The sequence below is a fragment of the Actinoplanes teichomyceticus ATCC 31121 genome, from assembly GCF_003711105.1.
GTDB lineage: Bacteria > Actinomycetota > Actinomycetes > Mycobacteriales > Micromonosporaceae > Actinoplanes > Actinoplanes teichomyceticus.
In genome coordinates, this window is sequence record NZ_CP023865.1 from 4,614,623 (window position 1) to 4,640,523 (window position 25,901).

25 protein-coding genes are annotated in these 25,901 nt (G+C 73.5%); 13 read left to right on the forward strand and 12 right to left on the reverse strand.

The window, feature by feature from the left end:
* Window positions 1-50 precede the first annotated feature (50 nt).
* On the forward strand, window positions 51-1,241 hold the full coding sequence (locus ACTEI_RS20380) for a S8 family peptidase (RefSeq protein WP_122979103.1): 1,191 nt from the start codon (window positions 51-53) through the stop codon (window positions 1,239-1,241).
* 59 nt (window positions 1,242-1,300) lie between these two features.
* Here the strand turns inward: ACTEI_RS20380 and ACTEI_RS20385 are convergent, their stop codons facing one another.
* Both ACTEI_RS20385 and ACTEI_RS20390 read right to left on the reverse strand, forming a co-directional pair.
* A complete protein-coding gene (locus ACTEI_RS20385) occupies window positions 1,301-2,914 on the reverse strand; it encodes an alpha-keto acid decarboxylase family protein (RefSeq protein ID WP_122979104.1) in 1,614 nt (537 codons plus the stop codon).
* Window positions 2,915-3,055: 141 nt separating this feature from the next.
* Entirely contained in the window at window positions 3,056-3,919 is an 864-nt protein-coding gene (locus ACTEI_RS20390) for an alpha/beta fold hydrolase (RefSeq protein ID WP_122979105.1), read from the reverse strand.
* 215 nt (window positions 3,920-4,134) lie between these two features.
* Between ACTEI_RS20390 and ACTEI_RS20395 the strand changes: the two genes are divergently transcribed.
* Window positions 4,135-6,360, forward strand: coding sequence for a putative bifunctional diguanylate cyclase/phosphodiesterase (locus ACTEI_RS20395; protein WP_239082449.1), 2,226 nt, complete (start codon window positions 4,135-4,137; stop codon window positions 6,358-6,360).
* Between the two features lie 4 nt (window positions 6,361-6,364).
* Window positions 6,365-7,015 carry a ThuA domain-containing protein gene (locus ACTEI_RS20400; protein ID WP_122979107.1) on the forward strand — a complete coding sequence of 217 codons (651 nt, stop codon included), beginning with the start codon at window positions 6,365-6,367 and terminating at the stop codon, window positions 7,013-7,015.
* 26 nt (window positions 7,016-7,041) lie between these two features.
* On the opposite strand, the gene ACTEI_RS20405 is transcribed toward ACTEI_RS20400, so the two are convergent.
* On the reverse strand, window positions 7,042-7,509 hold the full coding sequence (locus ACTEI_RS20405) for a TIGR03668 family PPOX class F420-dependent oxidoreductase (RefSeq protein WP_239082448.1): 468 nt from the start codon (window positions 7,507-7,509) through the stop codon (window positions 7,042-7,044).
* A 143-nt stretch (window positions 7,510-7,652) separates the two neighbouring features.
* Between ACTEI_RS20405 and ACTEI_RS20415 the strand changes: the two genes are divergently transcribed.
* Window positions 7,653-8,234 carry a hypothetical protein gene (locus tag ACTEI_RS20415; RefSeq protein WP_145831006.1) on the forward strand — a complete coding sequence of 194 codons (582 nt, stop codon included), beginning with the start codon at window positions 7,653-7,655 and terminating at the stop codon, window positions 8,232-8,234.
* A gap of 41 nt (window positions 8,235-8,275) precedes the next feature.
* Here ACTEI_RS20415 and ACTEI_RS20420 read toward each other — a convergent pair whose 3' ends face one another.
* The gene (locus tag ACTEI_RS20420; protein WP_122979111.1) at window positions 8,276-9,316 is read right to left on the reverse strand and encodes an aldose epimerase family protein; all 1,041 of its coding nucleotides are present in this window, start codon (window positions 9,314-9,316) and stop codon (window positions 8,276-8,278) included.
* 50 nt (window positions 9,317-9,366) lie between these two features.
* On the opposite strand from ACTEI_RS20420, the gene ACTEI_RS20425 reads away from it, so the two are divergent.
* Window positions 9,367-10,368, forward strand: coding sequence for a zinc-dependent alcohol dehydrogenase (locus ACTEI_RS20425; protein WP_122979112.1), 1,002 nt, complete (start codon window positions 9,367-9,369; stop codon window positions 10,366-10,368).
* A 4-nt stretch (window positions 10,369-10,372) separates the two neighbouring features.
* On the opposite strand, the gene ACTEI_RS20430 is transcribed toward ACTEI_RS20425, so the two are convergent.
* Window positions 10,373-12,403 (reverse strand): HelD family protein, encoded by a 2,031-nt coding sequence (locus ACTEI_RS20430; RefSeq protein ID WP_122979113.1) that lies wholly within the window; start codon window positions 12,401-12,403, stop codon window positions 10,373-10,375.
* A gap of 97 nt (window positions 12,404-12,500) precedes the next feature.
* Here ACTEI_RS20430 and ACTEI_RS20435 point away from each other — a divergent pair, with 97 nt between their 5' ends.
* Both ACTEI_RS20435 and ACTEI_RS20440 read left to right on the forward strand, forming a co-directional pair.
* On the forward strand, window positions 12,501-13,124 hold the full coding sequence (locus ACTEI_RS20435) for a TetR/AcrR family transcriptional regulator (protein ID WP_239082447.1): 624 nt from the start codon (window positions 12,501-12,503) through the stop codon (window positions 13,122-13,124).
* 213 nt (window positions 13,125-13,337) lie between these two features.
* Window positions 13,338-14,087: a S1 family peptidase gene (locus tag ACTEI_RS20440; RefSeq protein WP_122979115.1), complete on the forward strand. Its 750-nt coding sequence runs from the start codon at window positions 13,338-13,340 to the stop codon at window positions 14,085-14,087.
* A 201-nt stretch (window positions 14,088-14,288) separates the two neighbouring features.
* Here the strand turns inward: ACTEI_RS20440 and ACTEI_RS20445 are convergent, their stop codons facing one another.
* Window positions 14,289-14,882 carry a DEAD/DEAH box helicase family protein gene (locus ACTEI_RS20445; RefSeq protein ID WP_203723690.1) on the reverse strand — a complete coding sequence of 198 codons (594 nt, stop codon included), beginning with the start codon at window positions 14,880-14,882 and terminating at the stop codon, window positions 14,289-14,291.
* Window positions 14,883-15,003: 121 nt separating this feature from the next.
* Here ACTEI_RS20445 and ACTEI_RS20450 point away from each other — a divergent pair, with 121 nt between their 5' ends.
* From ACTEI_RS20450 to ACTEI_RS20470, 5 genes are read left to right on the forward strand one after another with little or no spacing between them, the layout of a single operon-like run.
* Entirely contained in the window at window positions 15,004-15,429 is a 426-nt protein-coding gene (locus ACTEI_RS20450; RefSeq protein WP_122979116.1) for a YbaB/EbfC family DNA-binding protein, read from the forward strand.
* Window positions 15,426-15,743, forward strand: coding sequence for a WXG100 family type VII secretion target (locus tag ACTEI_RS20455; protein ID WP_122979117.1), 318 nt, complete (start codon window positions 15,426-15,428; stop codon window positions 15,741-15,743). The genes ACTEI_RS20450 and ACTEI_RS20455 overlap by 4 nt, the downstream gene beginning before the upstream one ends.
* A gap of 4 nt (window positions 15,744-15,747) precedes the next feature.
* A complete protein-coding gene (locus ACTEI_RS20460) occupies window positions 15,748-16,239 on the forward strand; it encodes a WXG100-like domain-containing protein (protein ID WP_122979118.1) in 492 nt (163 codons plus the stop codon).
* Entirely contained in the window at window positions 16,232-16,663 is a 432-nt protein-coding gene (locus ACTEI_RS20465; protein ID WP_122979119.1) for a polymorphic toxin type 17 domain-containing protein, read from the forward strand. The genes ACTEI_RS20460 and ACTEI_RS20465 overlap by 8 nt, the downstream gene beginning before the upstream one ends.
* 7 nt (window positions 16,664-16,670) lie before the next feature.
* The gene (locus ACTEI_RS20470; RefSeq protein ID WP_122979120.1) at window positions 16,671-16,961 is read left to right on the forward strand and encodes a hypothetical protein; all 291 of its coding nucleotides are present in this window, start codon (window positions 16,671-16,673) and stop codon (window positions 16,959-16,961) included.
* A gap of 120 nt (window positions 16,962-17,081) precedes the next feature.
* On the opposite strand, the gene ACTEI_RS20475 is transcribed toward ACTEI_RS20470, so the two are convergent.
* From ACTEI_RS20475 to ACTEI_RS38495, 5 genes are all read right to left on the reverse strand, one after another.
* Window positions 17,082-18,311, reverse strand: coding sequence for a flavin monoamine oxidase family protein (locus ACTEI_RS20475; protein ID WP_122979121.1), 1,230 nt, complete (start codon window positions 18,309-18,311; stop codon window positions 17,082-17,084).
* A gap of 191 nt (window positions 18,312-18,502) precedes the next feature.
* A complete protein-coding gene (locus ACTEI_RS20480) occupies window positions 18,503-18,976 on the reverse strand; it encodes a 2'-5' RNA ligase family protein (protein ID WP_122979122.1) in 474 nt (157 codons plus the stop codon).
* A gap of 1 nt (window position 18,977) precedes the next feature.
* Window positions 18,978-20,039 carry a spore photoproduct lyase family protein gene (locus ACTEI_RS20485; RefSeq protein ID WP_122979123.1) on the reverse strand — a complete coding sequence of 354 codons (1,062 nt, stop codon included), beginning with the start codon at window positions 20,037-20,039 and terminating at the stop codon, window positions 18,978-18,980.
* A 74-nt stretch (window positions 20,040-20,113) separates the two neighbouring features.
* The gene (locus tag ACTEI_RS38490; protein WP_239082446.1) at window positions 20,114-21,475 is read right to left on the reverse strand and encodes a discoidin domain-containing protein; all 1,362 of its coding nucleotides are present in this window, start codon (window positions 21,473-21,475) and stop codon (window positions 20,114-20,116) included.
* The gene (locus tag ACTEI_RS38495) at window positions 21,472-23,526 is read right to left on the reverse strand and encodes a discoidin domain-containing protein (RefSeq protein WP_239082445.1); all 2,055 of its coding nucleotides are present in this window, start codon (window positions 23,524-23,526) and stop codon (window positions 21,472-21,474) included. The genes ACTEI_RS38490 and ACTEI_RS38495 overlap by 4 nt, the downstream gene beginning before the upstream one ends.
* Window positions 23,527-23,702: 176 nt before the next feature.
* Between ACTEI_RS38495 and ACTEI_RS20495 the strand changes: the two genes are divergently transcribed.
* Complete coding sequence (locus ACTEI_RS20495) at window positions 23,703-24,281, forward strand: DUF305 domain-containing protein (protein WP_122979124.1); 579 nt, start codon at window positions 23,703-23,705, stop codon at window positions 24,279-24,281.
* 96 nt (window positions 24,282-24,377) lie between these two features.
* Here the strand turns inward: ACTEI_RS20495 and ACTEI_RS20500 are convergent, their stop codons facing one another.
* Window positions 24,378-25,778, reverse strand: a complete 1,401-nt coding sequence (locus ACTEI_RS20500; RefSeq protein ID WP_122979125.1) for a DUF1996 domain-containing protein — start codon at window positions 25,776-25,778, stop codon at window positions 24,378-24,380.
* Between the last annotated feature and the right edge of the window lie 123 nt (window positions 25,779-25,901).

The following is a 25,901-nucleotide window of genomic DNA, read 5'->3' on the forward strand; positions in this document are numbered from 1 at the left end:
TAGCCTCATCTGCAGGCGCCCATCGGGACGCCGCAGACCAGGAGGAACCCATGAGCCCCGTACGTCATCACCGAGCCGCCGCCGTGCTCGCCGGCACCGCCCTCGCCGTCGTCACGACGGCGCCCGCCTTCGCCGCCGAGGCGACCGGAACCGTCCTGCACGCCGGCAGCCCGACCGCGGTCGCCGGCACGTACCTGGTCACCTTCAAGGACGGCGTGCAGGCCGACCAGGCCCGGGCCGGCCGGCTCGCCGCCCCCTACGGCGGCTCGGTCGCCAAGGTCTTCGGCCACGCGATCGAGGGCTACACCGCGCACCTGACCGCCCGGCAGGCCGCCCGGCTGGCCGCCGACCCCTCGGTGGCCAGCGTCGAGGCCGACCAGACGGTGACCGTCGCGGACACCCAGAACTCCGCGCCGTGGGGCCTGGACCGGATCGACCAGCGGGCGCTGCCGCTGAGCGGCACCTACACGTACGGGCCGAGCAGCGGCACGACCGTCTACGTGATCGACACCGGGATCCGCACCACCCACCAGGACTTCGGCGGGCGGGCCAGCTACGGCTACGACGCGGTGGACGGCGACAACGTGGCGCAGGACGGCAACGGGCACGGGACGTTCGTGGCGGCGGTCGCGGTGGGCAGCACGTACGGCGTCGCCAAGAACGCCAGTGTGGTCGGCGTCCGGGTGCTGAACAACAACGGTTCGGGCACCACGGCCGGGGTGATCGCCGGCATCGACTGGGTCACCGCGCACGCGGTGGCCGGGCGCTCGGTGGCGAACCTCAGCCTCGGCGGCGGCGCCAGCACCACCCTCGACGCGGCGGTCCGGCGGTCGATCGCGGCCGGCATCCCGTACGCCATCGCGGCCGGCAACTCCGGCGTCAACGCGAGCACCAACTCCCCGGCCCGGGTCACCGAGGCGCTCACCGTCGGCTCCACCGACCGCACCGACGCGCGGGCGTCCTGGTCGAACTACGGTTCCGTGCTCGACGTGTTCGCCCCGGGCGTGTCGATCACCTCGGCGTGGCGCACCGGCGACACCGCGACGTACACCGGCAGCGGCACCTCGTTCTCGTCGCCGCACGTCGCCGGGGCGGCCGCGCTCTACCTGAGCGCCCACCCGGGCGCCTCGGTGGCGACGGTGAACGCGGCCGTCGTCGGCACGGCCACCACGGGCGTGGTCACCGGCGCGGGCTCCGGATCGCCGAACCGCCTGCTCTACACCGGATCGCTGGCCGGCTGACCGGCGTACCGGCAGATCGGGCCCGGCGCCGGGGACATCCGGCGCCGGGCCGCGTGGTCCTACCGCTGCAGGCTGTCGTTGCGCTCGGCCAGGGCGCGCAGCAGCGGCGGCGTGTCCCGGGCGCCGAGCTCGGCCTCGATCAGCACCGGGGAGTCCGTCGTGGACCCCGCCACGTCGAGAGCGTGCCGCAGCTCGGCGGCGGTGCGGGCGAGGCGGTACTCCACCTTGTCACCGGTGAGCGCGGCGGCCAGATAGCTCCAGTCCCAGGCGGCGACGTCGTTGTACCCGGCGTCCGGGCTCTGCAGCGCGCGCTCGATGGTGTAGCCGCGGTTGTTGAGCAGCACGATGATCGGCGTCAGGCCGTGCGCGGTGATCGTGCTCAGTTCCTGCACGGTCATCTGGGCGGCGCCGTCGCCGATGAACAGGATCGGACGGCGGCCGGGGTCGGCGAGCCCCTGGCCGAGAACCGCCGGCAGGGCGTAGCCGATCGAGTTCCAGATCGGCTGGCCGAGCAGCACCGTATCGTCCGGCAGGCGCAGCGCCGCCGCGCCCCAGAATGACGTGCCGGTGTCGGCCAGCACCGCCATCCCCGGCGGCAGCCACTCCTGGACGGTGGCCCACAGCCCGTCCTGGGTCAGCGGGGCGTCCGGATCGGCCGGCGCGTAGTACGCCGGGCGCGGCGCCGCGGGCCGGTCGGCGAACCGGCGGCCGGCGCACAGCCGTTCCAGCACCCGGACCGCGCCGGCCAGCTCCGCCGCGCCGACGTGGACGACCTGCTCGTCCGGCGTACGGTGGGTGAAGAATCCGGACAGCACGTCGGTGGCGACGGTCCCCAGCTCGACGACCAGGTCGGCGTCGGCGACCAGGTCGCTGGCGCCCCGGTCCACCATGGTGCCCGCGTAGGTGCCACGGAACAGCGGCTCGGACTCGTCGATGCAGCCCTTCGCGGCCAGTGACGTGACCAGCGGGATGTTGGCCTGCCGGGCCGCTCGCCGGACCGGCTCGGCGAGGCCGTGGCGGGCCACCAGGTGCCCGACCACCAGCACCGGCCGCTCGGCGACGGCGAACAGCCCGGACAGCCGCGCCTGGAGTTCGGCGGCGGTCGGGGCCGCGACGGTCAGCGGCCGCGCCAGCGGGGCCGGGTCGACCGGCAGCGTGGCCAGGTCCTGCGGAATGCTGAGATAGGCCGGCTTACGGTACGTCATCGCGGCCAGCAGCACCGCGTCCACCTGCTCGGTGGCCCGCTCCGCGACGACCGTCTCCTGGTGCACGGTGACCTGCGCGTACGCCATCTCGAACCGGTCGAACACCCCGTCGGCCAGGGTGTGGTGCAGCCGCCGGCGGCCGACCACCGCCACGGTCGCCGGGCCGCCCACCACGTGCACCACCGGCACGTCCTCGGCGGCGCTCCCGGCGATCGCGTTGATGCAGCTCAGTTCGCCGACGCCGTACGTCGTGACGATCGCCGACAGGCCGCGCGCGCGGGCGTACGCGTCCGCGGCGTACCCGGCGCCCAGCTCGTTGGGCGAGCCCACCCAGCGTAGGCCCGGCACGGTCGCCAGGTGGTCGAGCAGGGTGAGGTTGAAGTCGCCGGGAACGCCGAACAGATGCGCGACGCCGGCCTGGGTGAGACGGCGGCCCAGGTACTCGGCGAGGGTGATCGTGGAACTCATGCCGTCACCCTCAGGTCGACGGTCAATCTGCGCAACTGATCACGTTGTGACTGGACAATCTGCTCGACGAAAGCGGACAGTACGTGAACGGATCGCGCATGATGATCATGCTCGACGGCATCGCGCCCGAGGCGCGGCGGGTCACGGCGCCAGGAAGTCCAGCAGCGCCTCGGCCACCGCGGCGGGCGCCTGCTCCGCCTGGTGGTGCCCGGAGTCGACGACGCGGTGGCGCAGCGGCCGGGCCAGCCAGGGCGCCCAGATCGCGGCCGGGTCACCCTGCAGGTCCAGGTCGTCGTGGGCGGATTCGAGCAGCAGCACCGGGCAGCGCACCTGCCGGCCGGCGGCCCGGTCCGCCGCGTCGTGGGACCGGTCGATGCCCAGCCCGGCGCGGTAGTCCTCGCACATGCCGTGCACCACGGCCGGGTTCCGCAGCGCCGCCCAGAGATCCGCGTGGTTGCCCGCGCCGAGCACGTCCGGGCCGGGAATCCGGTACCAGGCCTCCGGGGCGGCGTTGATCAGCGGCTCGGCCGGCTTCTCGGTCTGCCCCAGGAACCACCAGTGCCACCAGGCCCGCGCGAACGTGGCGTCGGTGCGCTCCAGGTGCTCCAGCACCGGCAGGCCGTCCATCACCACCAGGTGCGACACCGCGTCCGGGCGGTCCATCGCGGCGCGGAACGCGACCAGGGCGCCCCGGTCGTGGCCGACCACCGCGAACCGGTCGTGGCCCAGGTACGACATCAGCCGCACCACGTCGCGGGCCATGGCGCGCTTGGACGACTGGGCGTGGTCCGGCGCGTCCGGGGGCAGCGTCGAGCCGCCGTAGCCGCGCAGGTCGGGCGCCACCACGTGGTGCCGGGTGGCCAGCCGTGGCGCGACGGCGTGCCAGGTGGTGTGGGTGCGGGGGTGGCCGTGCAGCAGCACCACCGGTGTCCCCGCGCCGCCGTGGCGTACCCGCAGGGTCACCTCGCCGACGTCCACGTGCTCCAGGGTGAAGTCGTCGAACATCCTGCTCGCCTTACCCGGATCCGGCGACCGCGAACACCGCCGGGGCGCGGGACGCTCCCCGGCGCCGGCCGGAGGTGACCTGGAACTCAGGCGCTTGTCTTCGCCGGTGCTCGCCGCCTGCCGATAGAGGTTGCCGAGGACCGCCCACGAAAGGACCCGCAGGCTTCATGCGATTTCCGTCCCGGCCCACCCGCGCGGCGGGCCTACTCGTCGCCGTGACGGGCGGATGGATGCTGGCCGCCCTGCTCCTCGGCGTCCTGGGTGTCCTGGCGCCGGTGCCGCGGTGGGCGCTGTGGCCGGCGTCGTTCGCGGCGTCGGCCACCTCGGCGGCGGCCTGCCTGCTGGCCGCGGCCACCGGCCGGGGCGCGGGACGGACGTTCTGGCGGTGGCTGGCCGGCGCGGTCGCGCTGCTGTGCCTGGGCATCGCCGGCCAGGCGGTCGACACGCTGCGCCACCTCGGTCAGGTGGTGGCGATGAGCCCGCTCACCGGCCTGTTCTACTTCACCGCGGTGAGCGTGGCGGTGCTGGCCCTGCTGCGCCTGCCCGGGCACCGCCGCACCTGGCGCGCCACGGTCGCGATGTGGCTGGACATCGCCATCGTCGCGGCCGCCTCCGGCCTGGTGCTGCTGCAGTTCATGGCGACGCTGCCGCTGCCGGTCCCGGACGGGGTGGTGGCCACCGTGTTGCGGATCATCATGCTCGGTTCGGCGTGCGCCGCGGTCGTCGCGGTGGTCAAGGTGGGGATGAGCGGCACCGGGCCGGTGCACGGCCGGGCGCTGTGGATCCTCAGCCCGGTCGGTTTGCTCGGGCCGCTGTCGCTGCTGCTGGCACCGGCGTTCCAGCGGTACCCGCACCTGAACGCCGCGGTGGTCGTGATGCCGCCGCTGGCTCTCGCACTGGCGCTGGCGGCGCACGCGCAGACCCGGGCGAACCTGGCCGGCGCCGCCGGTCCGGTGCTCGCGGAGCAGCCGCGCGAGGCCGCCGGCCAGCGGGGCATCAGCCGGATCCCGTACGTCGCGGTCGCGGTGACCGCCACCATGCTGCTCGGCGTCACGGTGCGCACCGGCTACCTGCCGGCCGGGCTCGCCGCCGGCGCGGTGTGCCTGATCGTGCTGGTCCTCATCCGCCAGCACGCCGCGCTCAGCGACAACAGCCGGCTGGCCGACCGGCTCGCCGTCCAGGCCCGGCACGACGACCTGACCGGGCTGCCGAACCGCCGGCACTTCACCGACGCCCTGCACGGGCGGCGGGCCGCGACCACGGTCACGGTCTGCGACCTGGACGACTTCACCGCGCTCAACGACCGGCTCGGCGACGACACCGGCGACGCGATCCTGCGCCGGGCCGCCGAGCGGATCACCCTGGCCGTCGGCGGCGACGCGCTCGTCGCCCGGCTGCTCGGCGACGAGTTCGGCGTGCTGCTGGGCGCCGAGCACCCGCTGGCCGAGGGCGACCGGCTCGCGGAGGCGCTGCTGCAGGCCTTCCAGGCGCCGCTGCCGGTGGACGGGCACGACCTGCTGGTCACCGTCACGGTGGGGTCGGCGGCCGGGCGGGACGAGGTCGTACCGGATCTGCTGCGCCGCGCCGAGCTGGCCCTGCAGTCCGCCCAGCGGGTCGGCGCCAACCGCCACCAGCGGCACACCGCCGGCCTGGACGCCTCCGCCCAGCACCACGCGGACCTCGCCGCGGCGCTGCGCCGGGGCCTGGCCCGGGGCGAGTTCCGGCTGGTCTACCAGCCCATCGTGGAGCTGCCGCTGGGCGGTATGCACGCGGTCGAGGCGCTGGTCCGGTGGCATCCGGACGGCGGGGCGCCGGTCTCCCCGGCCGAGTTCATCCCGGTGGCCGAACAGACCGGCATGATCGTCGACCTGGGCGCCTGGATCCTGGACACCGCCTGCGCCGACGCCGCCGCCTGGCAGCGCCGGCATGGCACGGCGGCGCCGCGGATCAGCGTCAACGTCTCGGCCCGCCAGCTGCTCGACCCGGAGCTGCCCGGCCTGGTCGGCTCGGTCCTGCGCCGCCACGGGCTGGAGCCGGGCCGGGTGACGCTGGAGATCACCGAGACCGCGGTGTTCGCCGGCGGCCCGGCCCTGCACACCGTGCGCGCGCTGCGCGCCCTGGGCGTGGGCATCGCCCTGGACGACTTCGGCACCGGCCACTCCTCGCTCACCCTGCTGCGGACCTGCCCGGTCACCACGCTCAAGGTGGACAAGTCGTTCATCGACGAGCTCAACGGCAGCCCGGAGCAGGAGGCGATCGCGGTGTCGCTCAGCGGCATCGCGGCGACGCTCGGGCTGCGCGCGGTGGCCGAGGGCGTGGAGACCCGGGACCAGGCGGACCGCCTGCACGTGCTGGGCTACCGCTTCGCCCAGGGCTACCACTTCGCCCGCCCGCTGCCGGCCGGCGACATCGATGCCGCGCTCCTGTCCGCCGTAAGCTGAGCGGATGCGTGCGCTGATCGTCCGTGGCGGGTGGGACGGGCACGAGCCCGTCGCCTGCACCGAGCTGTTCCGGCCGTTCCTGCGGGAGCACGGGTTCACCGTGCGGGTCGCCGACTCCCTCGACGTCTACACCGGACCGGACGAGCCGGACCTGATCGTCCAGTGCTGGACCGGGGCCCGGTTCACCGAGGAGCAGGAGGCCGGCCTGGTCGAGCGGGTCCGCGCCGGCGCCGGGTTCGCCGGGTGGCACGGCGGGATCGTGGCCACCGGGTACGAGGCGCCGCGGTATCAGTACATGGTCGGTGGTCGGTTCGTCTGCCACCCGGGCGACTTCGTCGACTACACCGTCGACATCACCGGCGAGCACCCGGTCACCGCCGGGCTGGACAGTTTCGCGGTGCACACCGAACAGTACTTCTGCCACCTCGACCCGACCCTGGACGTGCTGGCCACCACCACGTTCACCGGCGCCCACGGCGCCCCGGAGACCGCCGGCGCGGTGATGCCGGTGGTCTGGACCCGCCGGTTCGGCGCCGGGCGGGTCTTCGTCTCCACGCTCGGGCACAGCGTCGCCGACCTGCGGGTGCCGCAGACCCGCACGATCACCGAGCGCGGGCTGCTGTGGGCCGCCGGGCTGGTTGCCGGACCCCGCTGAGCCCGGCGGGCGGGTCAGCGCCGCGGTCAGGCGCTCCAGGCGCTCCAGGCGGTGACCCGGATGCGCAGGAACGGCCCGGGCGGCGGCTGCACGCCGTACTGCGGGTACCGCGCGATCAGCGCCGGCTCCGGCACATCGGTGATCGTGGCGAGGCCGTCGGCGCGCACCCACCACAGCCGCGACCAGTCGCCGTCGTCGTAGTGGTCGGCCAGCACGCTGACCCGCGGGTCGTGCTCGATGTTGGCGAGCCGCCGCAGCCGCCGGTGCCGCTTCGGCTTGCCGTCGACCGCGGTGTGGATCACATCGCCGACCAGGGCGAACACGATCGGCACCAGGTGCGGCGCGCCGTCCGGGGTGACCGTGGCCAGGTGCGCCACCCGGGCCGTGGCGAAACGCTCGGCCGGGGTCGGACCGGGCCGGACCGGGCCGGTGGCCGGGGTCGGACCGGGCCCCACCGGAGCCCCGGGGCGCCTCGGCATCGCGCCGAACGTCATCCCGCCACCTTACGACGACGATCCCGCGGGCGCCCGGCGGTGGCGGCCGGGCGGCGCGCCGCGTACGGCGGCCATGCGCTTCGCTCCCCCGGCCGGTCCGATCGCCGGGGCGGCGCTGGTCGCCGGGTCGTAGCGTGGTCGGGGTGGAGTTGAGCGAGGAGCGGCGGCGCGGGATCGGTGTGGCGCTGAACGAGGCGGACTGGGTCGGGATCACCGTCGAGCCGGCCGGTCACCGGGTCACGGTCGCGTTCGACGTGCTCACGTCGCCCGCCCGGGAGGCCCGCACCGAGCTGGTGCTCGACGGTGTCGGCCGGGTCGCCGCGTCGCTGCGGCACGGCCGGTGGGACGACCCGGCGGCCCCGGTGCAGCCGTTCGGGCTCGGCGAGCTGCCCGGCGTGGTGCGCGGTTTCGGCGGCTGCCCGATCTACGGCTGGGAGTTCATCGACCCGCCGGAGCGTGACTGGCTGGAGTGGCGCGACCGGCTCAGCCTGGACGTCGCGTTCCGCCCGGCGCCGGGCCGGCATGTCCTGGAGCTGTTCCAGGAGGGGGACACCGAGCCACCGCGCCACCTGGACCTGCGGGTCTGGTTCGACGCTCTGCGGGTGACCCGGGGCGGCGCGGAGCTGCCGGTGCAGGAGTTCATCGACGGCGGGCGCCGCTGGTGGAACGCCCTGTGGGCGGGCGACCCGCGCACCGGCGGCACGGGCATCGCCCCGGTGCGATGACGGCGGTGGCGGGCCGCCGCGGCCGCCCGCCACCGGCCGGCTCACCCGAAGGTGGCGAACACGTGGGTGGTGCTGGAGGTGTAGGTCTCGCCCGGGCGCAGCACCGTGGACGGGAAGTGCGGCTGGTTCGGGCTGTCCGGGAAGTGCTGCGTCTCCAGGGCGAACGCGTCGCCCTGGCGGTACCGCCGGCCACCGGGGCCGCGCAGCCTGCCGTCCAGGAAGTTGCCGGAGTAGAACTGCAGGCCCGGCTCGGTGGTCTCGATGGTCAGCTGCCGGCCGGACCCCGGCTCCCGCACGACGGCCGCCTCGGACGCGCTCAGGACGTAGTTGTGGTCGTAGCCGAGCCCGGCGGCCAGTTGCGGATGGCCGTCGCGTACCCGCTCGCCGATCGCCCGGAACGTGCGGAAGTCGAACGGGGTGCCGGCCACCGGCTCCAGCGCCCCGGTGGGGATCAGATCGGCGTCGACCGGGGTGTAGCGCTCGGCGGCGATCCGCAGCAGGTGGCCGTCGATCGTGCCGCTGCCCTCGCCGGCCAGGTTCCAGTAGGCGTGATTGGTCAGGTTGACGACCGTGGGCCGGTCGGTGGTGGCCCGGTAGTCGATCCGCAGCCGGTTCCGGTCGTCCAGGGTGAACGTCACGGACGCCTCGACCGTGCCGGGGAAACCTTCCTCGCCGTCCGGTGAGGTACGGGTCATCCGTACGCCGTCACCGGCCGGCGCCGCCGACCAGACCCGCTTGTCGAAACCCCGCGCGCCGCCGTGCAGCGTCTTGCTCTTCTCGTTGCGGGTCAGCTCGTAGGTCTGCCCGTCCAGCGTGAACCGGCCCCCGGCGATACGGTTGGCGTACCGCCCGACGGTCGAGCCGAAGTACGGGTTGGCCGGGTCGGTGTAGCCGGCCATGTCGTCGAAGCCGAGCACCACGTTGGCCAGGCGACCGTCCCGGTCCGGCACCAGGACGGACTGGATCGTCGCGCCCCAGGTGAGGACGGAGACCGAGGACCCGCCCGCGTTGGTCAGCGTCCATTTCTCGATTTTCGTGCCGTCGGCCAGTTCGCCGAACGCCGTGCTGTCGATACTCGTCATGATCTCGTTCTACGCTGGGCCACGAACCGCCGACAACGGAGGGTCCCGTGATGCGTGCGCTGGTCCTCACCGGGCCGGGCGAGGCCGAGGTCCGGCGCGTGCCGGAGCCGCAGGCCGGTCCGGGCCAGGTGCTCGTCGACGTGGAGCGGGTCGGGGTGTGCGGCACCGACGTGGAGTTGTTCACCGGCGAGATGAGCTACCTGCACACCGGCGCGGCCTCCTATCCCCTGCGGCCCGGCCACGAGTGGGCCGGCACGGTGCTGGCCACCGGTCCGGGGGTGGACCGCGACTGGGTGGGGCGGCGGGTCACCGGGGACACGATGATCGGCTGCGGGGAGTGCGCGCGCTGCCGGGCCGGGCGGCACCACGTCTGCCCGCGGCGGCACGAGCTGGGCTGCCGCGACGGCCTGCCGGGCGCGCTGGCCGAGCGGCTGGCGTTCCCGGCGGCGTACCTGCACGCCCTGCCGGACGCCGTGGACGCCACACTCGGCGCGCTGGTCGAGCCGGGCGGGAACGCGCTGCGGGCGGTCCGGGCCGCCGCGGTGGCCCCGGGTGAGCGGCTGCTGGTCCTGGGCACCGGCACGATCGGCCTGCTGGCGGCGATGTTCGGCCGGGCCCTCGGCGCGCGGGTGCACCTGCTCGGCGAGCACGAACCCACGGCGGAACTGGCCGGCGGGCCGGTGTGGACCCGGCAGACCCTGCCCGACCTGGCGTGGGACGCGGTCGTCGACGCCACCAACGCGGCCGCGCTGCCCGGGCTCGCGGTGCGGCTGGTCGAGCCGGGACGCACGGTGGTCTACATCGGGCTGGCCGGCGCCCCCAGCCTGGTCGACACCCGGGAGATCGTGCTCAAGGACGTCACCGCCGTCGGCATCCTGGGCGCCTCGGCGGGGCTGGCCGGGGCGATCACGGCGTACGCGGAAGGCGACGCGGACCCGCGCCCGCTGGTGGCCGCGACCGTCTCGCTGGAACAGATCGTCGGGGTGCTGGCCGGCGAGCGCCCGCGGGACGCGGGGCCCGGCCCGAAATTCCACGTGGACCCGCGGCGGTGAGCGGCTACGGGCCGGGCGGCGCCCCACCGCGCAGGGGCGCCGGTAGCGGGGCGCGGTGCAACACGTCCATCCGGGCGACGGCCCGGGTGAGCACCACGTAGAGGTGGTGCGGGCCGCGCGGCCCGGCGGCGATCTCGGCCGGTTCCACCACCACGACGTGGTCGAACTCCAGGCCCTTGACCAGGGTGGCGGGCAGCACCGTGACCCGGCTGTCCGGGTCGTCGACGGCGCGCAGCGCCGCGCCGAGCGCGCCGGCCCGCTCGTCGGCGGCGATCACCGCGATCGAGCCGTCCGCGCTCAGCGCGGCCCGGACCCGCTCGGTGACCGCGGCGGCCAGGTCCGGCGCCCGGTGCACGCGCAGCGCGCCGTCGCGGCGCACCGACCGGGTGACCGGCACGGTGACGCGCAGCTCGGGCAGGAGCCGGTTCGCGTACGACAGCACCACCGCCGGCACCCGGAACCCGGCGGTCAACGCCGTGACCGGCGCGTCCGGCTTGCCCAGGTGGGCCAGCTGCGCCGCCCAGCCGGTGGCGGCCCAGGCGGTGGTGCCCTGGGCGAGGTCACCGAGCACGGTCAGCGACCCGTGCCGGCTGCGCCGGGCCACGGCGCGGCACTGCATCGGCGACAGGTCCTGCGCCTCGTCCACGACGATGTGCCCGAACCCGGCGGGGTGCTCGATCGCCCCGGCGATCTCGTCGAGCAGCACCAGGTCGGCCGGCGACCAGGACGCGCTCCGGAAGCTGCGGGGCGGCCGCGGCCAGCGCAGTGCCGCCTGTTCCGCCCCGGTCAGCACGCCCTCGGCGGCGGCGGCCAGCGTGTCCGGCTCCCCGAGCAGCCGGGCCAGGAGCTGCTCGGGACGCACCTTCGGCCAGCAGGCGTCCAGCACGGCCAGCACCGGGCCGGATCGGCCGGTGCGGTCCAGCCACCGGCGGTTCGGTGACTCGCCGTGCTGTTCCAGCCGGCGCTGCAGCAGCGCCACGATCCGGGCGCGGAACCGTTCCCGGCCCACGCCGTACGGCAGGTCGCCGGCCCGGGCCAGCGCGAGCTCCCGGGCCAGCTCGCCGGCCCCGGCCCGCAGCCGGTACGACCCGTCCGGCACGACGAGGTCCTCGGCCGGCTCGCGGATCAGGGCGCCCAGCGCGCGCCGGATCACCTCGGCCATCCGGGCATCGTGCTTGACCAGGGCGGCCGCCGGGGTGTCGATGGCCCGCGCCGGGCGGTCGCCGAGCACCTCGTCGAGGGTGCGCTGCCGCACGTCGCCCTCGCCCAGCGCGGGCAGCACCGCGGAGATGTACCGCAGGAACGCCGGGTTCGGCCCGACCACCAGCACCCCGGTGCGCCGCAGCTGCCGCCGGTACGCGTAGAGCAGGTACGCCGCGCGGTGCAGCCCGACCGCGGTCTTCCCGGTTCCCGGCCCGCCCTGCACGCACAGCGACTGATCGAGATCGGCCCGGACCAGCTCGTCCTGTTCCGGCTGGATGGTCGCGACGATGTCCCGCATCGGGCCCACCCGGGGCCGTTCGATCTCCTCGGCGAGCAGCCGGCTGGTGGCGCCCAGCGCCTCGCCCAGGTCCAGCCGCTCGTCCTCGAATCCGGTCAGCCGCGCCGGTGGCCGGTGGGTCCACCCGTACCGCCGCCGCACCGCGACCCCGTGCCGGTCGGCGGCGCCGGCCCGGTAGAACAGCGACGACACCGGCGCCCGCCAGTCGATCACCAGCGGTGGCCCCTGCTCCTCGGCGATCCGCCGCCGACCGATGTAGTACTGCTGGTCGCGGTGCTCGCCGGCCGCGCCGGTGCCGTCGAACCGCAGCCGCCCGAAGTAGGGCGCGCCGTCCGGCTCCCCGGCCAGCTCCTGGGCGTGGCTCTTCAGCATCCGTCCCAGTGTCTCCGCGGTGTACCGGTCGCCCGCGACCTGCTCACCGGTCGCCACCCGGATCCGGGCGTGGTCGCTCATCCAGGCCCGTGCGGCCCGCACCCGGGCCAGGTACGCCTGTTCGGCGGCCAGTTCCCGTGCGACATCGCTGACCGATGACATGTCCACCCCTCGTCGAGTACGTCGTGATCGCCCCGTAGAGCAACCTAGTGAAAAACGTTACTCGGTTACAATTTTGACCGGGTGGTACGGTCACGGGGTGAGTGGACGGGGCCTGCGCGAGCTGAAGAAGCAGCGCACGTTCGACGCGATCTCGACGATCGCGATCGGCATGTTCCTTGCGCACGGGTACGACCGGGTCTCGGTCAACGACATCGCCGCCGCCGCGGAGATCTCCAAACCGACCCTGTTCCGCTACTTCCCGTCCAAGGAGGATCTGGTCCTGCACCGGATCGCCGATCATGCCGGGGAGCCGGCCCGCGTCGTGGCCGGCCGGCCCGGCGGGCAGCCCGCGGTGGACGCCCTGCACCGGCACTTCCGGGACGGCCTGGCCCGCCGGGACCCGGTGACCGGTCTCAACGACGACCCGGACGTACTGGCCTACCATGACCTGGTCTTCGCCACGCCCAGCCTGGCCGCCCGGGTCCACGACTATCAGGCCCGCGACGAGGAGAGCCTGGCCGAGGCGCTCACCGCCGACGCGCCCGACCCGCTCACCGCCCGGCTGGCCGCCGCCCAGATCCTGGCCGTGCAGCGGGTCCTCGCGCGGGAGAACTGGCGCCGCCTGTCCGCCGGGGAATCCGCCGAGGCGCTGCACCCGGACGCGGCGGCGGCCGCCGACCGGGCGTTCCACCAGCTCCGCACCGGGCTGCGGCTTCGCTAGCACGCCATCGCGGGCCACCGCCGCCTTGCCGCGGCGAGGACACCACCCGGGCAGGACGCCGCAGCGAGCACCCACGGATCCGGCCGGTCGGGGGCGCCATCACGCGCCGATAGGCCACAACTGGAATGTATCGAGGCTCATCGATTGTCGGTTACGGTGTGGCCGGGCCGTCGGCCCGCCGTCATCCCCACCGGCCAGACAGGACGATCCCTCATGCGTCTCCTCCCCCGCACCCTGCTCACCGCGGCCAGCGTGCTCGCCGCAGGCCTGCTCTCCCCGGCCGCCGCGACCGCCGCGCCGCCGCCGGACCCCGACCCCGGCGTGGGCACCATGGTCGTCGGCGGCCAGCCGGCCACCGAGAACTACCCGTTCATGGTGTACACCTCCGGCTGCACCGGCTCGCTGATCAAGGCGAACTGGGTGGTCACCGCCAAGCACTGTCCGACCCCCACCTCGGTACGGGTCGGCAGCATCAACCGCAGCAGCGGCGGAACCGTCGTCCCGGTCCGGCGCGCGGTCAGTCACCCCCGCATCGACGTGAAGCTCTTCGAGCTGGCCTCGTCGGTCAGCTACGCCCCGGCGCCGATCCCGACGGCCTCCGGCGCGGTCGGCACCGCCACCCGCATCATCGGGTGGGGCCAGACCTGTGCGCCGCGCGGCTGCGGCTCCGCGCCGACCGTCGCGCACCAGCTCGACACGTCGATCGTGGCGGACAGCCGCTGCGCCGGCATCGACGCCGCGTACGAGATCTGCACCAACAACACCGGCGGCGTCGCCGGCGCCTGCTACGGCGACTCGGGCGGCCCGCAGGTGCGGTCGGTCAGCGGCCGCTGGGCACTGATCGGCGTGACCAGCCGGGCCGGCAACAGCAGCTCCACCTGCGCCACCGCGCCGTCCATCTACGGTGACCTGCCGTCCATCCGCGACTGGGTGAACACGCAGGTCGGCGGTCTGCCCGCCTGACAGCCGGCGTGGTGGCCCGGCACCCCCCGCGCCGGGCCACCACGCCGCGGGTCCGGCCGGTCACGTGCGCCGTCCACGGCGCCGGTGGCCGCCGGCCCGCGCCCACCACGCCGGTCACCGAGCCCGTCTGGCTGGCCGGGGCGAGCTGCGCGACCAGGGCGAACGTGGCAACCCGTGCTCCCGAGCGCGACCGGCGCCGGCTCACCGCGCGTCGCGGGAAGACCGCTCCGGGATGGCGAAGTGGCCGATGATCAGGCGGGCCGCCTCGGCCGGTGAGAGACGCGTATTGTCGACGCACAGGTAATCGTCGCGGCCGTCGAACGCGCCGTCGGAGGTGAGCCGGTACTGCTCGTCCATCTCCAGCAGGTTCCGCCGCGACCACTCCAGGTCCCGCTTGGACGGCTTGGCCAGCAGACGCGACGGCTCGGTGTTGCGTCGCAGCCGCTCCTCCTGCGTGGCCTGCAACTCGACGAACAGGATCCGGCCGCCACGCCGGCGGAACGGCTCGATGTAGCCACGCACCGCCTCGTGATCCTCCGGCCGGTCGAACGCCCACACGAAGGTGAGGATCATCCCGGGCAGGTCGCTGGCCGCGACCTCCTCGATGAGGTTGCGCCGGAACCCGTCGACCAGCCGCCCGAACGCCGGACTGCCGAACGTGAAGAACGGCAGCACCGGCTCGATCGCCATGTGGTTGTGGAACACCCGCAGCCCGGTCCGGGCCGCGATCTGCTCCCCCACGGTCATCTTCCCGACCGCCGGCGGCCCCACGATCACCAACAAGCTCCCGGTCACGCCGCGACACTAACGGCGCGCCGTCCCGGACGCGACGCAGTTCCGCGGTCACCGGCCACCGCCGCCACGCTCTCTTGCTAGGCTGCCGTCCGCTCGGAGGCGCATCCTCGGGACGCCGCACATGGCAGATTTCGGCAACACGCAGATCGACCAGTTGCTCGCGCAGATGCGGCAGACCCTGGACGGGCTGCGCGCCGGTCCGACGACTTCGCCGGTGACCGAGAGCCCGGAAACCGTGGGAGAGGCGGCCGCGGGGCAGGTGCGGGCGGTCATGCGCGACGGCCGGCTGGACTCGCTGCGGCTCGATCCGCGGATGCTGCGGCTGCCCGGCGAGGATCTCAGCGCACACATCGTGGTGGCGGTCAACGCCGCACTGGCCGCAACCCGGCAGCAGGGGTCCCCGAACAATCCGACCACGGTGGATCCCGACACGTTGGCCCGACAGCTGCGCGAGGTGCAGGACGCCTCGCTGCGGCAGATGACCGCCTTCGGCACGGCGATGAACGAGGCGCTGGCCCAGATCCGGCAGGCCGGAGAGAAGCGGTGAGCGCCGGCATCCAGGTCGACACTGACGGGCTACGGCGCGCGGGTCAGCAGCTGAGCCAGGCTGCGCAGCGCCTGGATGAAGAGTGGTTCCGATTCACCTCGCGGGTGCAGTCGTTGGGCGACATCTTCGGTGACGATGTCGTGGGCGGGCTGATCGGCGCCTCGTACCAGGCCGCGCACGACATCGCGGACAGCTGCTTCGTCTCGGTGGTGGAGGCTTTCGAAGGATTCGGGACCGGCCTGGAAGAGGCCGCCGACAACCATGCGGCGAACGAACAGGACATCGCCGACCGATTCGACCGGCTGATGCGGTAGGCGCATGGGTCTGGAGATTCCCGGGGAGCTCGCGGATCTGCTCAATGAGCTGGGCTACACGTGGCCCAAGTCGGACGAGACGCAGATGATGCGGCTGGGCCAGTGGTGGATCGAGTTCGCCGGCACGCTCGCCGAGGTCGGCGCGGACGCCGACGCCGCCGTACGCACCGCATCGGTCGGCAACCGGGGCGATGACATCGACGCCTTCCGGACCGCGTGGGGCGGGGACCGGGCCGGGCGGCAGGTGCTGGCTGACGGGGTCGCCGGGGCGCAGAGCATCGGCGCCTGCCTGATCGTGTGCGCCGGAGTGGTACTCACCCTCAAGATCAACGTCATCGTCCAGCTGACGATCCTCGCCGTGGAGATCCTGCAGGCGGTGCTGACCGCCCCGGAGACCTTCGGAGCGTCCCTGCTGGAGATCCCGGTCTTCAAGAAGTTGACCGACATGGCGATCAACTTCCTGATCAGCCAGGCCTTGGAGGTCGTCCTTGGCTAGCGCGGGCAACGCCGCGCGGCGGGAAAGCGCCGAGGTCGCCGAGGGCATCCTGGCCAGAGCGGCGCGGAGACTTCTCAAGAGGGCCGAGCAGGCCGGCCGGAAACGGGGCAGCGCAGCGACGAGGAGCGCGGCCCGGTCCGGGACCAAGGGCCGCATCAAGGACGCCGGCCTGCCGACCAGGGGCCGCATCCGGTACGTTCCGCCGAAAGGCTACAATCCTTCGATGCCACTCCCGAGGGGGCCTGGCGGCGGATACGTCGACCGTTTCGGGAACGAATGGGTCAAAGGGCCGAGCCGCACGTCCGGGCACGAGTTCGAGTGGGATGTGCAGCTCCGCGGCAAGGGCAGGACACAGCTCGGCAAGTGGACCCGGGACGGCTCACATGCCAATGTGTCGCTCGACGGTCACATAACGCACAAGTGATGGTGTCATGCAATTCTTCGAGAAGGTCCGCGTGCTCGACCAGGCGCGTTCCGATGAATACGTCGGCCAGGTCGGCATCGTCATCGGTATCGGCGAGGACGAGGGACACGGCGCGAGCTACTCGGTGTCCTTCCCGGAGTCCGACGACGTCGCGATGTTCTGGGAGTACGAGCTGTCCTCGACCGGGGTCATCGCCGACAGGTCGGAGGTCTACGGCGATGACGAGGTGGAGACCATCCGAGTCGTCGTCGATCCGGACGGATACGGCGATATCGCGCCCCGGCCGGCGGGTGACTGATCCCAGCAGCTCCGCACCGTGCGCGGCTCGCCGATCCGCGTCAGTGCCGCCTCGGGCGCGCGGCGTCGGCCCGGCGCCCGGATGGGCTGCGGCTCACCGGATTCCCGGCCGGCACGCGAGTCATCCATTGACGGCGGCGCGGATCACCTCGGCGGCGCGGGCCGCGATGTCGGCATCGTCGCCGGTCCAGAGCGTGTCCAGCCACGGGCCGGCGAAGAGGCCGACCAGCGTCGGGACGCCGTCCGCAACGGTGGCGTCGAGCCACTCGCTGATGCAGGTGTCGGCCGGGCCGTGCACGCGGTAGTAGCCGTGCTCCGGCCAGAACCGCCGGTCGAACCGCAGGATCACTTTCTCCACCCGCCCGGCGCCGAGGTGCGACAGTGCCGTCCGGTGTGACTCCGGCAGCGGCGGCTCGAATGTGACCACACCCGCGGCGAGCACCGGCACCGGTGCGGTCACGATCACCGCGTCCACCTGCATGGCGTCATCGCCGCTGGTCAGCAGGACACCGTCGGGCCCGACGCGGAGGTGACGGACCGGCCGGTTCAGCCGGATGTCGAGGCCTTCGGCGAGGTGGGTGGTGAGCAGGCGATAGCCACCGACGATCCAGCGGTCGCCCTGGCCGACGCCGGGTTCGACGCCGTGCCGGGCGCTGAGCCAGGACAGCGGCGCGCCGGAGTCCATGACGATCTCCGCGTCGATGAACCGGCGGATCTCATCCGGCGTCCACGGCGCCGGGTCGCGCAGCCAACGGTCGAGGACATCGGCGATGCTCGCGCCCGGTGCCGCCACGGCGAGCCGTTCGCGCAGGTCCTCCTCGAGACCGTGGGGAATCGGCTCGCCGCCGAGCACCAGCGGGTCGCGGAAGTCCGTGACGACCGTGGTCAGTCCGAGCCGCTCGGCGAGGCGGGCCAGCACGTTGTCGTCGTACTGCTGCAGCCAGTTGGCGCCCAGGTCGAAGGCCGCGCCGGCCACCTCGGCCGCGGCGGCGCGTCCGCCGATCCGGTCCCGGGCCTCCCAGATCCGCACGTCGACGCCCCGCTGGGTGAGCGCCCGCGCGGCGGCCAGGCCGGCCATCCCGGCGCCCACCACCTCGACCCGGCGATGCCCGAGGTCGGCGGCCCAGGCCGCGGCGGCGACACCCTGCTCGTACGCCCCGTGGGTCATGCCGGCGCGGGTCGGGTGGGTGGCCTCCCCCGCGATCCGCAGCCGATCGCCGACCGGGGTGCCCAGCGTGACCCGGTCCTGCGGGGTGCCGTGCCGGCCGATCAGGCTCCACGAGCCGCGCGCCCACGGGTCCTCGCCCCAGCGCGACACCGCCGAGCCGAGAAGGCGCCCCATGATCGACATGGCCGGCAGGGTAGCAGGCCCCGGTCCGGTCGCCCACCGCGTTTTCCGGCGCGGGCGGCGCTACCGAGCAGCTGTTCGCTGACGGCGGCGCGTCGACCACCGCCCCACCACGGCGACGACCAGCCACAGGCGTAGCCGGTGGCTTCGTGGCGGCGAAAGCCGCGCCACCACTACCCCGACGGGATGCGGGCTCAGCCGGTGGGGATGTCGGACAGGGTCCGGGCGACGATGTCGTAGCTGCGCGCGGCCACGAAGCTGCCGTGCACGGGCGGGCTCGCGGCGAGCACCTCGACGGCGGCCGGGCATGAGGCGGCCGGGAATCTGAGAGCCAGGCTCACGTGCGGCACCCAGTCCTCCGGCGGTGGCCACGGGTCCGGCAGCGTGGACCAGAGGCTGCGGTGCAGCGCGCGCAGCTCGGGCGTGGCGGTCACCTCGCGGACCAGGGCGCGGCCGAGCATCCGTACCGGGCCGAGGGTGGCCGGCAGGGGCAGCGGCACCGGGGCGAGGCCGGCCACCGAGGAGGCCTTGAGGACGGTCAGGTGCGGGCGGTTGCTCGGGTGCGGGTGGGTCGCCAGGCTGGGCAGTCCGGCGGCGTGCAGGCGGCGCCATTGGTCGCGTACGCGTTCGTCCGCCGTCCGGTTCAGGAGCAGTTCGACGGTGTGCACGTCAGAACGCGTACCGTACGTGCAGGTACGGGGTGCGCGCGGCGATCAGGTCGAGCAGCGCGGCGACGTAGCCGCCCTTGGCGCCGGTGCGGTAGCGGACGTTCCAGGAGCCGTTCTGTGAGCGCTTCGGCTGCTGCAACTGCGGGCGCCAGAGCAGTTCCTCCGCCTTCGGGTGCCAGCCCAGGTTCACCTCGTGCAGGTCCCGGTTGTGGGTCAGGAAGATGACCTCGGCCGCGAGCTGCGCCCGGGCGGCCGGGCCGATCCCGGCGTCGAGCGCCTCGAGCAGCGCCGCCCAGTCGTCGAGCCAGCCGTCCCGGACGACGACCGGGCTGAGGTTGACGTGCACCTCGTACCCGGCGGCGACGAAGTCGTCGATCGCCGCGATGCGCTGTTCGATCGGCGAGGTGCGGATGTCGAGGATCTTCGCGTCCCGGGCCGGCATCAGCGAGAACCGGATCCGGGTACGCCCCCGCGGGTCCCAGCCGAGCAGGTCGGTGTTGACGTGCTTGGTGGCGAACGACGCCTTGGCGTTGGGCAGACCGCGGAACAGCTCGACCAGGTCACGCACGTTGTCGCTGATCCGGGCGTCGACGCTGCAGTCGGAGTTCTCGCCGATGTCGTAGACCCAGGCGTGCGGGTCGCACTCGTTGGGGGCCGGTTTCGTTCCCTGCTGCCCGGCGTGCCGGGCGAGGTAGCCGGTGATCCGGTCGATGTTGGCGAACACCGTGATCGGGTTGCTGTACCCCTTGTGCCGTGGCACGTAGCAGTAGGCGCAGGCCATCGCGCAGCCGTTGGCGGTGGACGGCGCGATGAAGTCGGCCGAGCGCCCGTTCGGCCGCGCGGTGAGGGTCTTCTTCACGCCCAGCACCAGCGCTTCCCGCTTGATCCGCACCCACCGGCGGACGTTGGTCTCGTCGCCGTACAGTTCCGGGATCCGCTGGTGGCTCTGCACCTCGACCAGCTGCGCGTCCGGGAAACGCGCCAGCACCGCCGTGCCGCGCGGCAGCTCGGCGGCGGCGGGTTCGACGTAGATCCGACGGATGTCCAGCAGTTCTGGCGTCATGATTTGTCCAGAATATCCGCCGGCACGCGGCGCGCCCAGCCACACCGGCCGGGCGCGCTGTGTGCGCGGACACCCTAGGAGCGGTAGACGCCGAATTCGTAGAGCGAGTATCCGTACGTGGTGGCGCGGGCCGTGGCGGCGACCCGGACATGGCGCGCGGACCCGGAGACGGCGAGGTTGTCGAAGCCGCCGTCGCCGGACGTGGTCGCGTAGGCGGTGGTCCAGGTCGTCCCGTCGGTCGAGGTCTGGATGGCGTACGACGTGGCGTACGCCGCCTCCCACGCCAGCTGTACGTGGTCGAAGGACTGCACCGAGCCGAGATCCACCTGCAGCCACGCCGTGTCGACCCACTCGCTGGCCCACCGGGTGCCGTGGTCGCCGTCGACCGCGTACGACGGCAGCTGCGGCCCGTTCGTGCCGGTCGGCTGGTGGCTGGAGGCGGTGGCGGTCCGCCCGCGGGCCAGGTTCGTACCGGCCACCACCGGCGGGACCACCCGGAACGAGCGCTGCTCGATGCCGACGTTGCCGTGCCCGTCGTAGGCGTACACGTAGACCTTCCAGACCCCGAGGGTCTCCGGCGCCCGGACGGTGAACCGGCCGTTGCCGGTCTGGGTGAAGCTCAGGTGGCGCAGCCCGCGGTTGCCGGTGATGTGCTTGTCGCCGGCCATCAGGTTGTACCGGACGAGATCGTTCTGCGGATCGGAGGCGGTCACGTCCACCGTGAACGTGCCGCCCGCCGGCACCGCCGAGGCCGACCCGACGGTCATCGCGGTGATCTCCGGCGGCGTGTTCGGCGCCGGCTGCCCGGTGTACGCCTCGCGCAGCGCGTGATAGCCCAGCCGCCGCCACCCGCCGGTGGTGGTGTTCAGCCACACCCCGCCGAAGTCGTTCTCCAGCCCGTAGTGGAACTCGGTGGCCCCGAGCGCCACCCCGGGGTGCCCCGTGATCGCGTTCCAGCTGTACGTGTACCCGGCCCTCTTCTGCGGGTCGGTGGGCTCGGCCGGCACCCCGTTGGCGTCGTCCGGCACCTCCCACTCCCCGGCCGGGCCGCCCTCGGTGAGCAGGTACGGCTTGGTGTACCCGCCCGCGATCCAGTCCCGCTTCACGGTGTCGATCGCCCCGTACGAGTTGACCGCGAGCAGGTCCAGCGCGCTCGCGTACGGCTGGTAGTACGTCCACGCGTGCGTGTACGCGTCGGTCGAGGTCACCGGGTGGTTCGGGTCGGCGCCGTGGATGGCCTCGGCGATCTCGTTGACGAACCTGGCGTACGCCACCCGGCGCGCCTCGACGACGTCCGCGGACAGCCCGTAGTTCTGCATCTCCAGGATGACCTCGTTGCCGACGTCCCAGAGCAGCACGCCGGACCGGCCCTTCAGCTCGTTGACCTTGGCGACGATCTCGGACTTCACCGCGGTCTTGTACGCGGTGTCGTTCACGTAGTCGGCGCCGTGGTTGAGCCACAGCCCGACGACGACCTTGATCCCGAACCGGGCCGCGGTGTCGAGCAGCAGCGGCGTGTTCGCGTCCGGCCCCCAGATCCGGATCGTGTTGACGCCATGTTCTTCAGATCCCGCATGTATCCGTCCGCGGCGGCCTGCGGCGGCCCGTACGTGACGCCCCTGACCGGCCACGGCGTGCCGTTGACGGTCAGCTGCCAGTCGCCCTGCGTACCGGTGACCTTGACGACGCTGGGTCCGGCCGGCACCGGCGGGTCGGTCATCGCCGGCGCGGTCGCGCCGGTGGCCCGGGACACCGTCACCGAGTCGACGCTGAGCACGCCGCTGGACGTGGTGTCCGCGGCCGGGGTGGTCACCCCGGCGACCGCGTTCGGCAGCGAGCCGCCGATCGCCAGGTCCAGGCGCAGGTAGAAGCCGTGGTGCACGGCCGCCTGCCAGGCGGTCACGCCGACCTGCGACTCGCGCACCACCCAGGTCTGCCGGCCGTCGAGGTAGAAGCGGATCTCCTCGTCGGTCCTGGTGCGGTCGATGACCTGCGCGTACTCGTGGTAGCCGGTCTGGCAGCCGGCGCACGAGGCGAACCCGGACGAGCGCCCGGTGTACTCGGCGCACGGCCCGTCCGGCGCGGTGCCGCAGTGCAGCGTCTGGGCGAGCTGCCCGCGACCGTTGACGTCGGTCATGATGTCGGTCTCGCCGACCTGCGGCCAGTTGGTGAAGGTGCCCCGGTAGGCCGCGCCGGTCGCCCGGAAGCCGGGCCAGTAGCCGAGGCCGTTGGCGACGCCGGGCTGCTTGAGCACGGCGCTGAACCGCAGCATCTCGCCGGGCCGCGGGGTGAAGTCGGCGCGCTGCGTCTCGATCCGGCCGGAGGTCCACTTCCCGGCCCCGTCGCGGATCGCCTTGATGCTGAGCCGGCCGGCCCCGTCGAGGGCGACGTTGGCGGTCGAGTCGCTGGCGGTCTCCACCGAGCCGGTGCCCCAGTTCGCCGCGCCGCCCGGGTACTGCGTGCCGGTGCGCATCAGCCAGTTCGCGCCCGACGGGGAGGTGCCCGCGGCGCCGTCGAAGTTCTCCTGCCACACCGTGGTGAAGTCCTCGGTGTCCGGCGGCGGCGTGCCGGCGGTCAGCACCTGGAACTCCCACAACGAGTACCCGTAGCCGGAGCCCCGGGCCGTGCCGTACAGCCGCACGTAGCGGCCACTGCCGGTGACGTCGAGCGTCTCGGTGCCACCCGTCCCGTTCGCGGTGGTGTGGACGGTGGTCCAGGCGCTGCCGTCCGCCGAGGTCTCGATCCGGTACGCCGAACCGTACGCGCCCTCCCACCGCAGCACCACGCGGCAGATGGCCGTGGTGGCGCCCAGGTCGACGCGCAGCCACTGCGGGTCGGCGAACTGGCTGGACCAGCGCGTGCCGGCGTCGCCGTCGACGGCCCGGTCCGGGCTCACGTCCGCGCCCTCGGAGGAGGAGGCGGTGGCCGGCCGGCCGCGCGCGGCGTTGGTGGCGCAGTCACCGCCGGGCGTGCCCGCCCCGGTCGAGCCGTAGACCTTGAACTCGTAGAGCGAGTACCCGTAGCCGGAGCCCCGGGCCGTGCCGTACAGCCGGACATAGCGGCCACTGCCGGTGACGTCGAGCGTCTCGGTGCCACCCGTCCCGTTCGCGGTGGTGTGGACGGTGGTCCAGGCGCTGCCGTCCGCCGAGGTCTCGATCCGGTACGCCGAACCGTACGCCCGCTCCCACTGCAGGACGACCCGGGTGATCGTGGCGGTGGCGCCCAGGTCGACCCGGATCCACTGCGGGTCGGCGAACTGGCTGGACCAGCGGGTCCCGGCATCGCCGTCGAAGGCGTTGGCCGGGCCGGCGTCGGCGCCCTCGACGGAGGAGGCGAGCGCCGGCCGGCCCTGCGAGAGCAGGGTGTCGGCGGCACGGGCGGCGGTGGTCACGGCGGCGGTGGCGAGGCCGAGCAGCAGCGCGACGACCGCGGCGAGGACGGCCGGTCTGCGGCGACGGCGCAGGCCCGGTCCTGGTGACTGACTCATGATCACACCCCACGGGGGACGGTTTCTCGAACGGGGGCCTGTGCCGTCCGGCGCCGAGGTGCCGCCGACGGAAACAGGGAAAGCGCTCTCCAAGCGAGGCAGATTGTTTCGCTCATGTTGCCGCAGGTCAATACCAGGCATTGACATCGGCGGTTCCGGAACTGGAAACTCCGCCCGTGAACGCGAATTCCCGTCCGTTCGTCGCGGCGCTGCTGGCCGCCGGATTCCTGGCCGTGGCCGGGTGCGGCACGACCCGGGACACCCCGGGCCCGGTCGCCGCCGCGAGCACCGCGCCGCCGGCCTCGGCGACCGCCTTCGGCGGCACCGACCGCGCCTGGCTGGAGATCACCATCGCGATGGACGAGGAGCTGCTCCCGCTGCTCGACCTGGCCCCGGCCAACGCCGCCGATCCGGCCCTGCGCCGGGTCGCCGAGCAGGTCAGGGCGCTGACCGTGGCGGAGCTCGACACGCTGCGGCGGCTGCACGACGAGGCCGGGCTGCCGTCGGCGAACCCGCACAAGGGCATGCCGATGCCGGGCATGGTCACCCCGTCGCTGGTCGCCGAGGCGGCCACGCGGCGCGGCCCGGGCTTCGACCGGCTGCTCGCCACGAGCCTGCGGGAACACCTGCGACAGGGCCGCCAACTGGCCGGCAGCGAGCAGACGGCCGGCGTGGAAACGCGCACCAAAAAACTCGCCGCGAGCATTGTGGAAAACCGCACGGCGGCACTGGAGCGGCTGCCGGAGAATTTCTGAAATCGTACCGGGAAAGGTGTTGTCAAGCACCGCCCGAACCGTCGGCCGGGCGGCTCGTGAGGTGCCGCACCCGGCGTGGCGGGTGCGGCACACCGGTCACGGCAACTCGTAGTTCTCGTTGAGAGCCGCTCCCCGCTCGGGCTTGTACTGGTCGAAGCCGCGCGGGTTGCACTGCAGGCCGCCGTTGATGCAGTGCCGCACCAGGGCGGCGAGGACCGCCGGGTCCCAGGCGTTGTAGACGTCGTAGTGGAAGGAGTAGCCACGGCCGCTGGCGAAGCGGACCGTGGACAGGTTGCCGCTGACCGGCCAGGCCATCTTGAACTCGATCATCGGGACGGCCACCGGGTGGTCGGCCGGGCAGACCCCGACGATCGGGTACGCCATGTGGCTCCTGTGGTCCGGGGTGTCCAGGTGGATGCCGTCCCAGCAGCTCGGCGCCTGGAAGCGGACGTTCAGCTGGGAGCCGGCCACGCAGGTCGCCGGGATGTCCCAGTTGCGGACGCTGTCGCCGCACTCGAAGCCCTCGACCGCGCCCGGGTGGTTGCGGAACTCGTCGAGCGTCGAGGTGGGGCTGCCCACGACGTAGCGCAGGCCGGGCGGGAACGGGCGCACGCTGGTGTAGTCGATCACGCCGCTCTTGTAGTAGATGACCTGCGGCCCGACCGGCTGCACGGCGGTGTCGCCCTGCAACAGTGTCGGCATCCAGTACCCGGTCCGGTCGCCCGGCGTGACGCACGATGTGCCGCCGGCCTGCAGGGAGGCCAGGGTGGTGGCGGCGTTGGTGGTGCGGTTGCCCATGAACGTGTGCGAATGCGAGGCGCCCGGCAGGTTCGGGAACACGATCGGGTCGTCGTTGAGGTTGCTCCGGCTCACCGAGCAGTTCGCCTGGAACTCACGGTGGGTGACCGGCGGGTTCTGGGCGGGCGGGGTGGCCGTGGACGGGACGACGCCGGTGACCGGCGGGTTCGCGTAGACGTAGCCGGGCCCGCTGGTGGGCGGTGGCGTGGCCGACGACGTTCCGTAGACCTGGAACTCGTAGAGGGAGTAGCCGTAGCCGGTGCCGCGCTGGGTGCCGTACATCCGGACGTACCGGCCGGTGCCGTTGACCGCCAGGGTCTGCTTGCCGCCGGTCGCGGTGCTCGTGCTGTAAACGGTGGTCCAGGCGGTGCCGTCGAGCGAGGTCTGGATCTGGAAGGCCTTCGCGTACGCCGCCTCCCACTCCAGCCGGACCTGCGTGATCGTGGCGGTGGCGCCCAGATCGACGCGCAGCCACTGCGGATCGGCCCACTGGCTGCCCCAGCGGGTGTCGGAGCGGCCGTCGACCGCGGCGATGGCCGGTGACTCGCCGTTCTCCAGCGAGGAGGCGAGCGCCGGCCGGCCCTGGGACAGCAGGGCGTCGGCGGCGTGGGCGGGCTGGTTCACGGCGGTGAGCAGGGCGCCGGTCACGGCGATGGCGGCCAGTGGCGCGATCAGCCGGCGGAGATGTCTTCTGGGCACGGGGATTCTCCCAAGGTCGGAGGACGGTACGCTTGGAGAGCGCTTTCCAGTTTTCGAGATTGTTACGACGTGAGTCAATGGTTTCGCGTTCCGGAACGTCGTCGAACGCCCGGCCGGCGGTGC

What these genes read in the sequence shown, in the direction of transcription:
- ACTEI_RS20380 (WP_122979103.1), top strand. Translation starts at nt 51, where the DNA reads ATGAGCCCCGTACGTCATCACCGAGCCGCCGCCGTGCTCGCCGGCACC.
- ACTEI_RS20460 (WP_122979118.1), top strand. Translation starts at nt 15,748, where the DNA reads ATGGGTCTGGAGATTCCCGGGGAGCTCGCGGATCTGCTCAATGAGCTG.
- ACTEI_RS20385 (WP_122979104.1), bottom strand. Translation starts at nt 2,914, where the DNA reads ATGAGTTCCACGATCACCCTCGCCGAGTACCTGGGCCGCCGTCTCACC.
- ACTEI_RS20400 (WP_122979107.1), top strand. Translation starts at nt 6,365, where the DNA reads ATGCGTGCGCTGATCGTCCGTGGCGGGTGGGACGGGCACGAGCCCGTC.
- ACTEI_RS20470 (WP_122979120.1), top strand. Translation starts at nt 16,671, where the DNA reads ATGCAATTCTTCGAGAAGGTCCGCGTGCTCGACCAGGCGCGTTCCGAT.
- ACTEI_RS20450 (WP_122979116.1), top strand. Translation starts at nt 15,004, where the DNA reads ATGGCAGATTTCGGCAACACGCAGATCGACCAGTTGCTCGCGCAGATG.
- ACTEI_RS20430 (WP_122979113.1), bottom strand. Translation starts at nt 12,403, where the DNA reads ATGTCATCGGTCAGCGATGTCGCACGGGAACTGGCCGCCGAACAGGCG.
- ACTEI_RS20390 (WP_122979105.1), bottom strand. Translation starts at nt 3,919, where the DNA reads ATGTTCGACGACTTCACCCTGGAGCACGTGGACGTCGGCGAGGTGACC.
- ACTEI_RS20440 (WP_122979115.1), top strand. Translation starts at nt 13,338, where the DNA reads ATGCGTCTCCTCCCCCGCACCCTGCTCACCGCGGCCAGCGTGCTCGCC.
- ACTEI_RS38495 (WP_239082445.1), bottom strand. Translation starts at nt 23,526, where the DNA reads ATGAGTCAGTCACCAGGACCGGGCCTGCGCCGTCGCCGCAGACCGGCC.
- ACTEI_RS20475 (WP_122979121.1), bottom strand. Translation starts at nt 18,311, where the DNA reads ATGTCGATCATGGGGCGCCTTCTCGGCTCGGCGGTGTCGCGCTGGGGC.
- ACTEI_RS20425 (WP_122979112.1), top strand. Translation starts at nt 9,367, where the DNA reads ATGCGTGCGCTGGTCCTCACCGGGCCGGGCGAGGCCGAGGTCCGGCGC.
- ACTEI_RS20405 (WP_239082448.1), bottom strand. Translation starts at nt 7,509, where the DNA reads ATGACGTTCGGCGCGATGCCGAGGCGCCCCGGGGCTCCGGTGGGGCCC.
- ACTEI_RS20485 (WP_122979123.1), bottom strand. Translation starts at nt 20,039, where the DNA reads ATGACGCCAGAACTGCTGGACATCCGTCGGATCTACGTCGAACCCGCC.
- ACTEI_RS20420 (WP_122979111.1), bottom strand. Translation starts at nt 9,316, where the DNA reads ATGACGAGTATCGACAGCACGGCGTTCGGCGAACTGGCCGACGGCACG.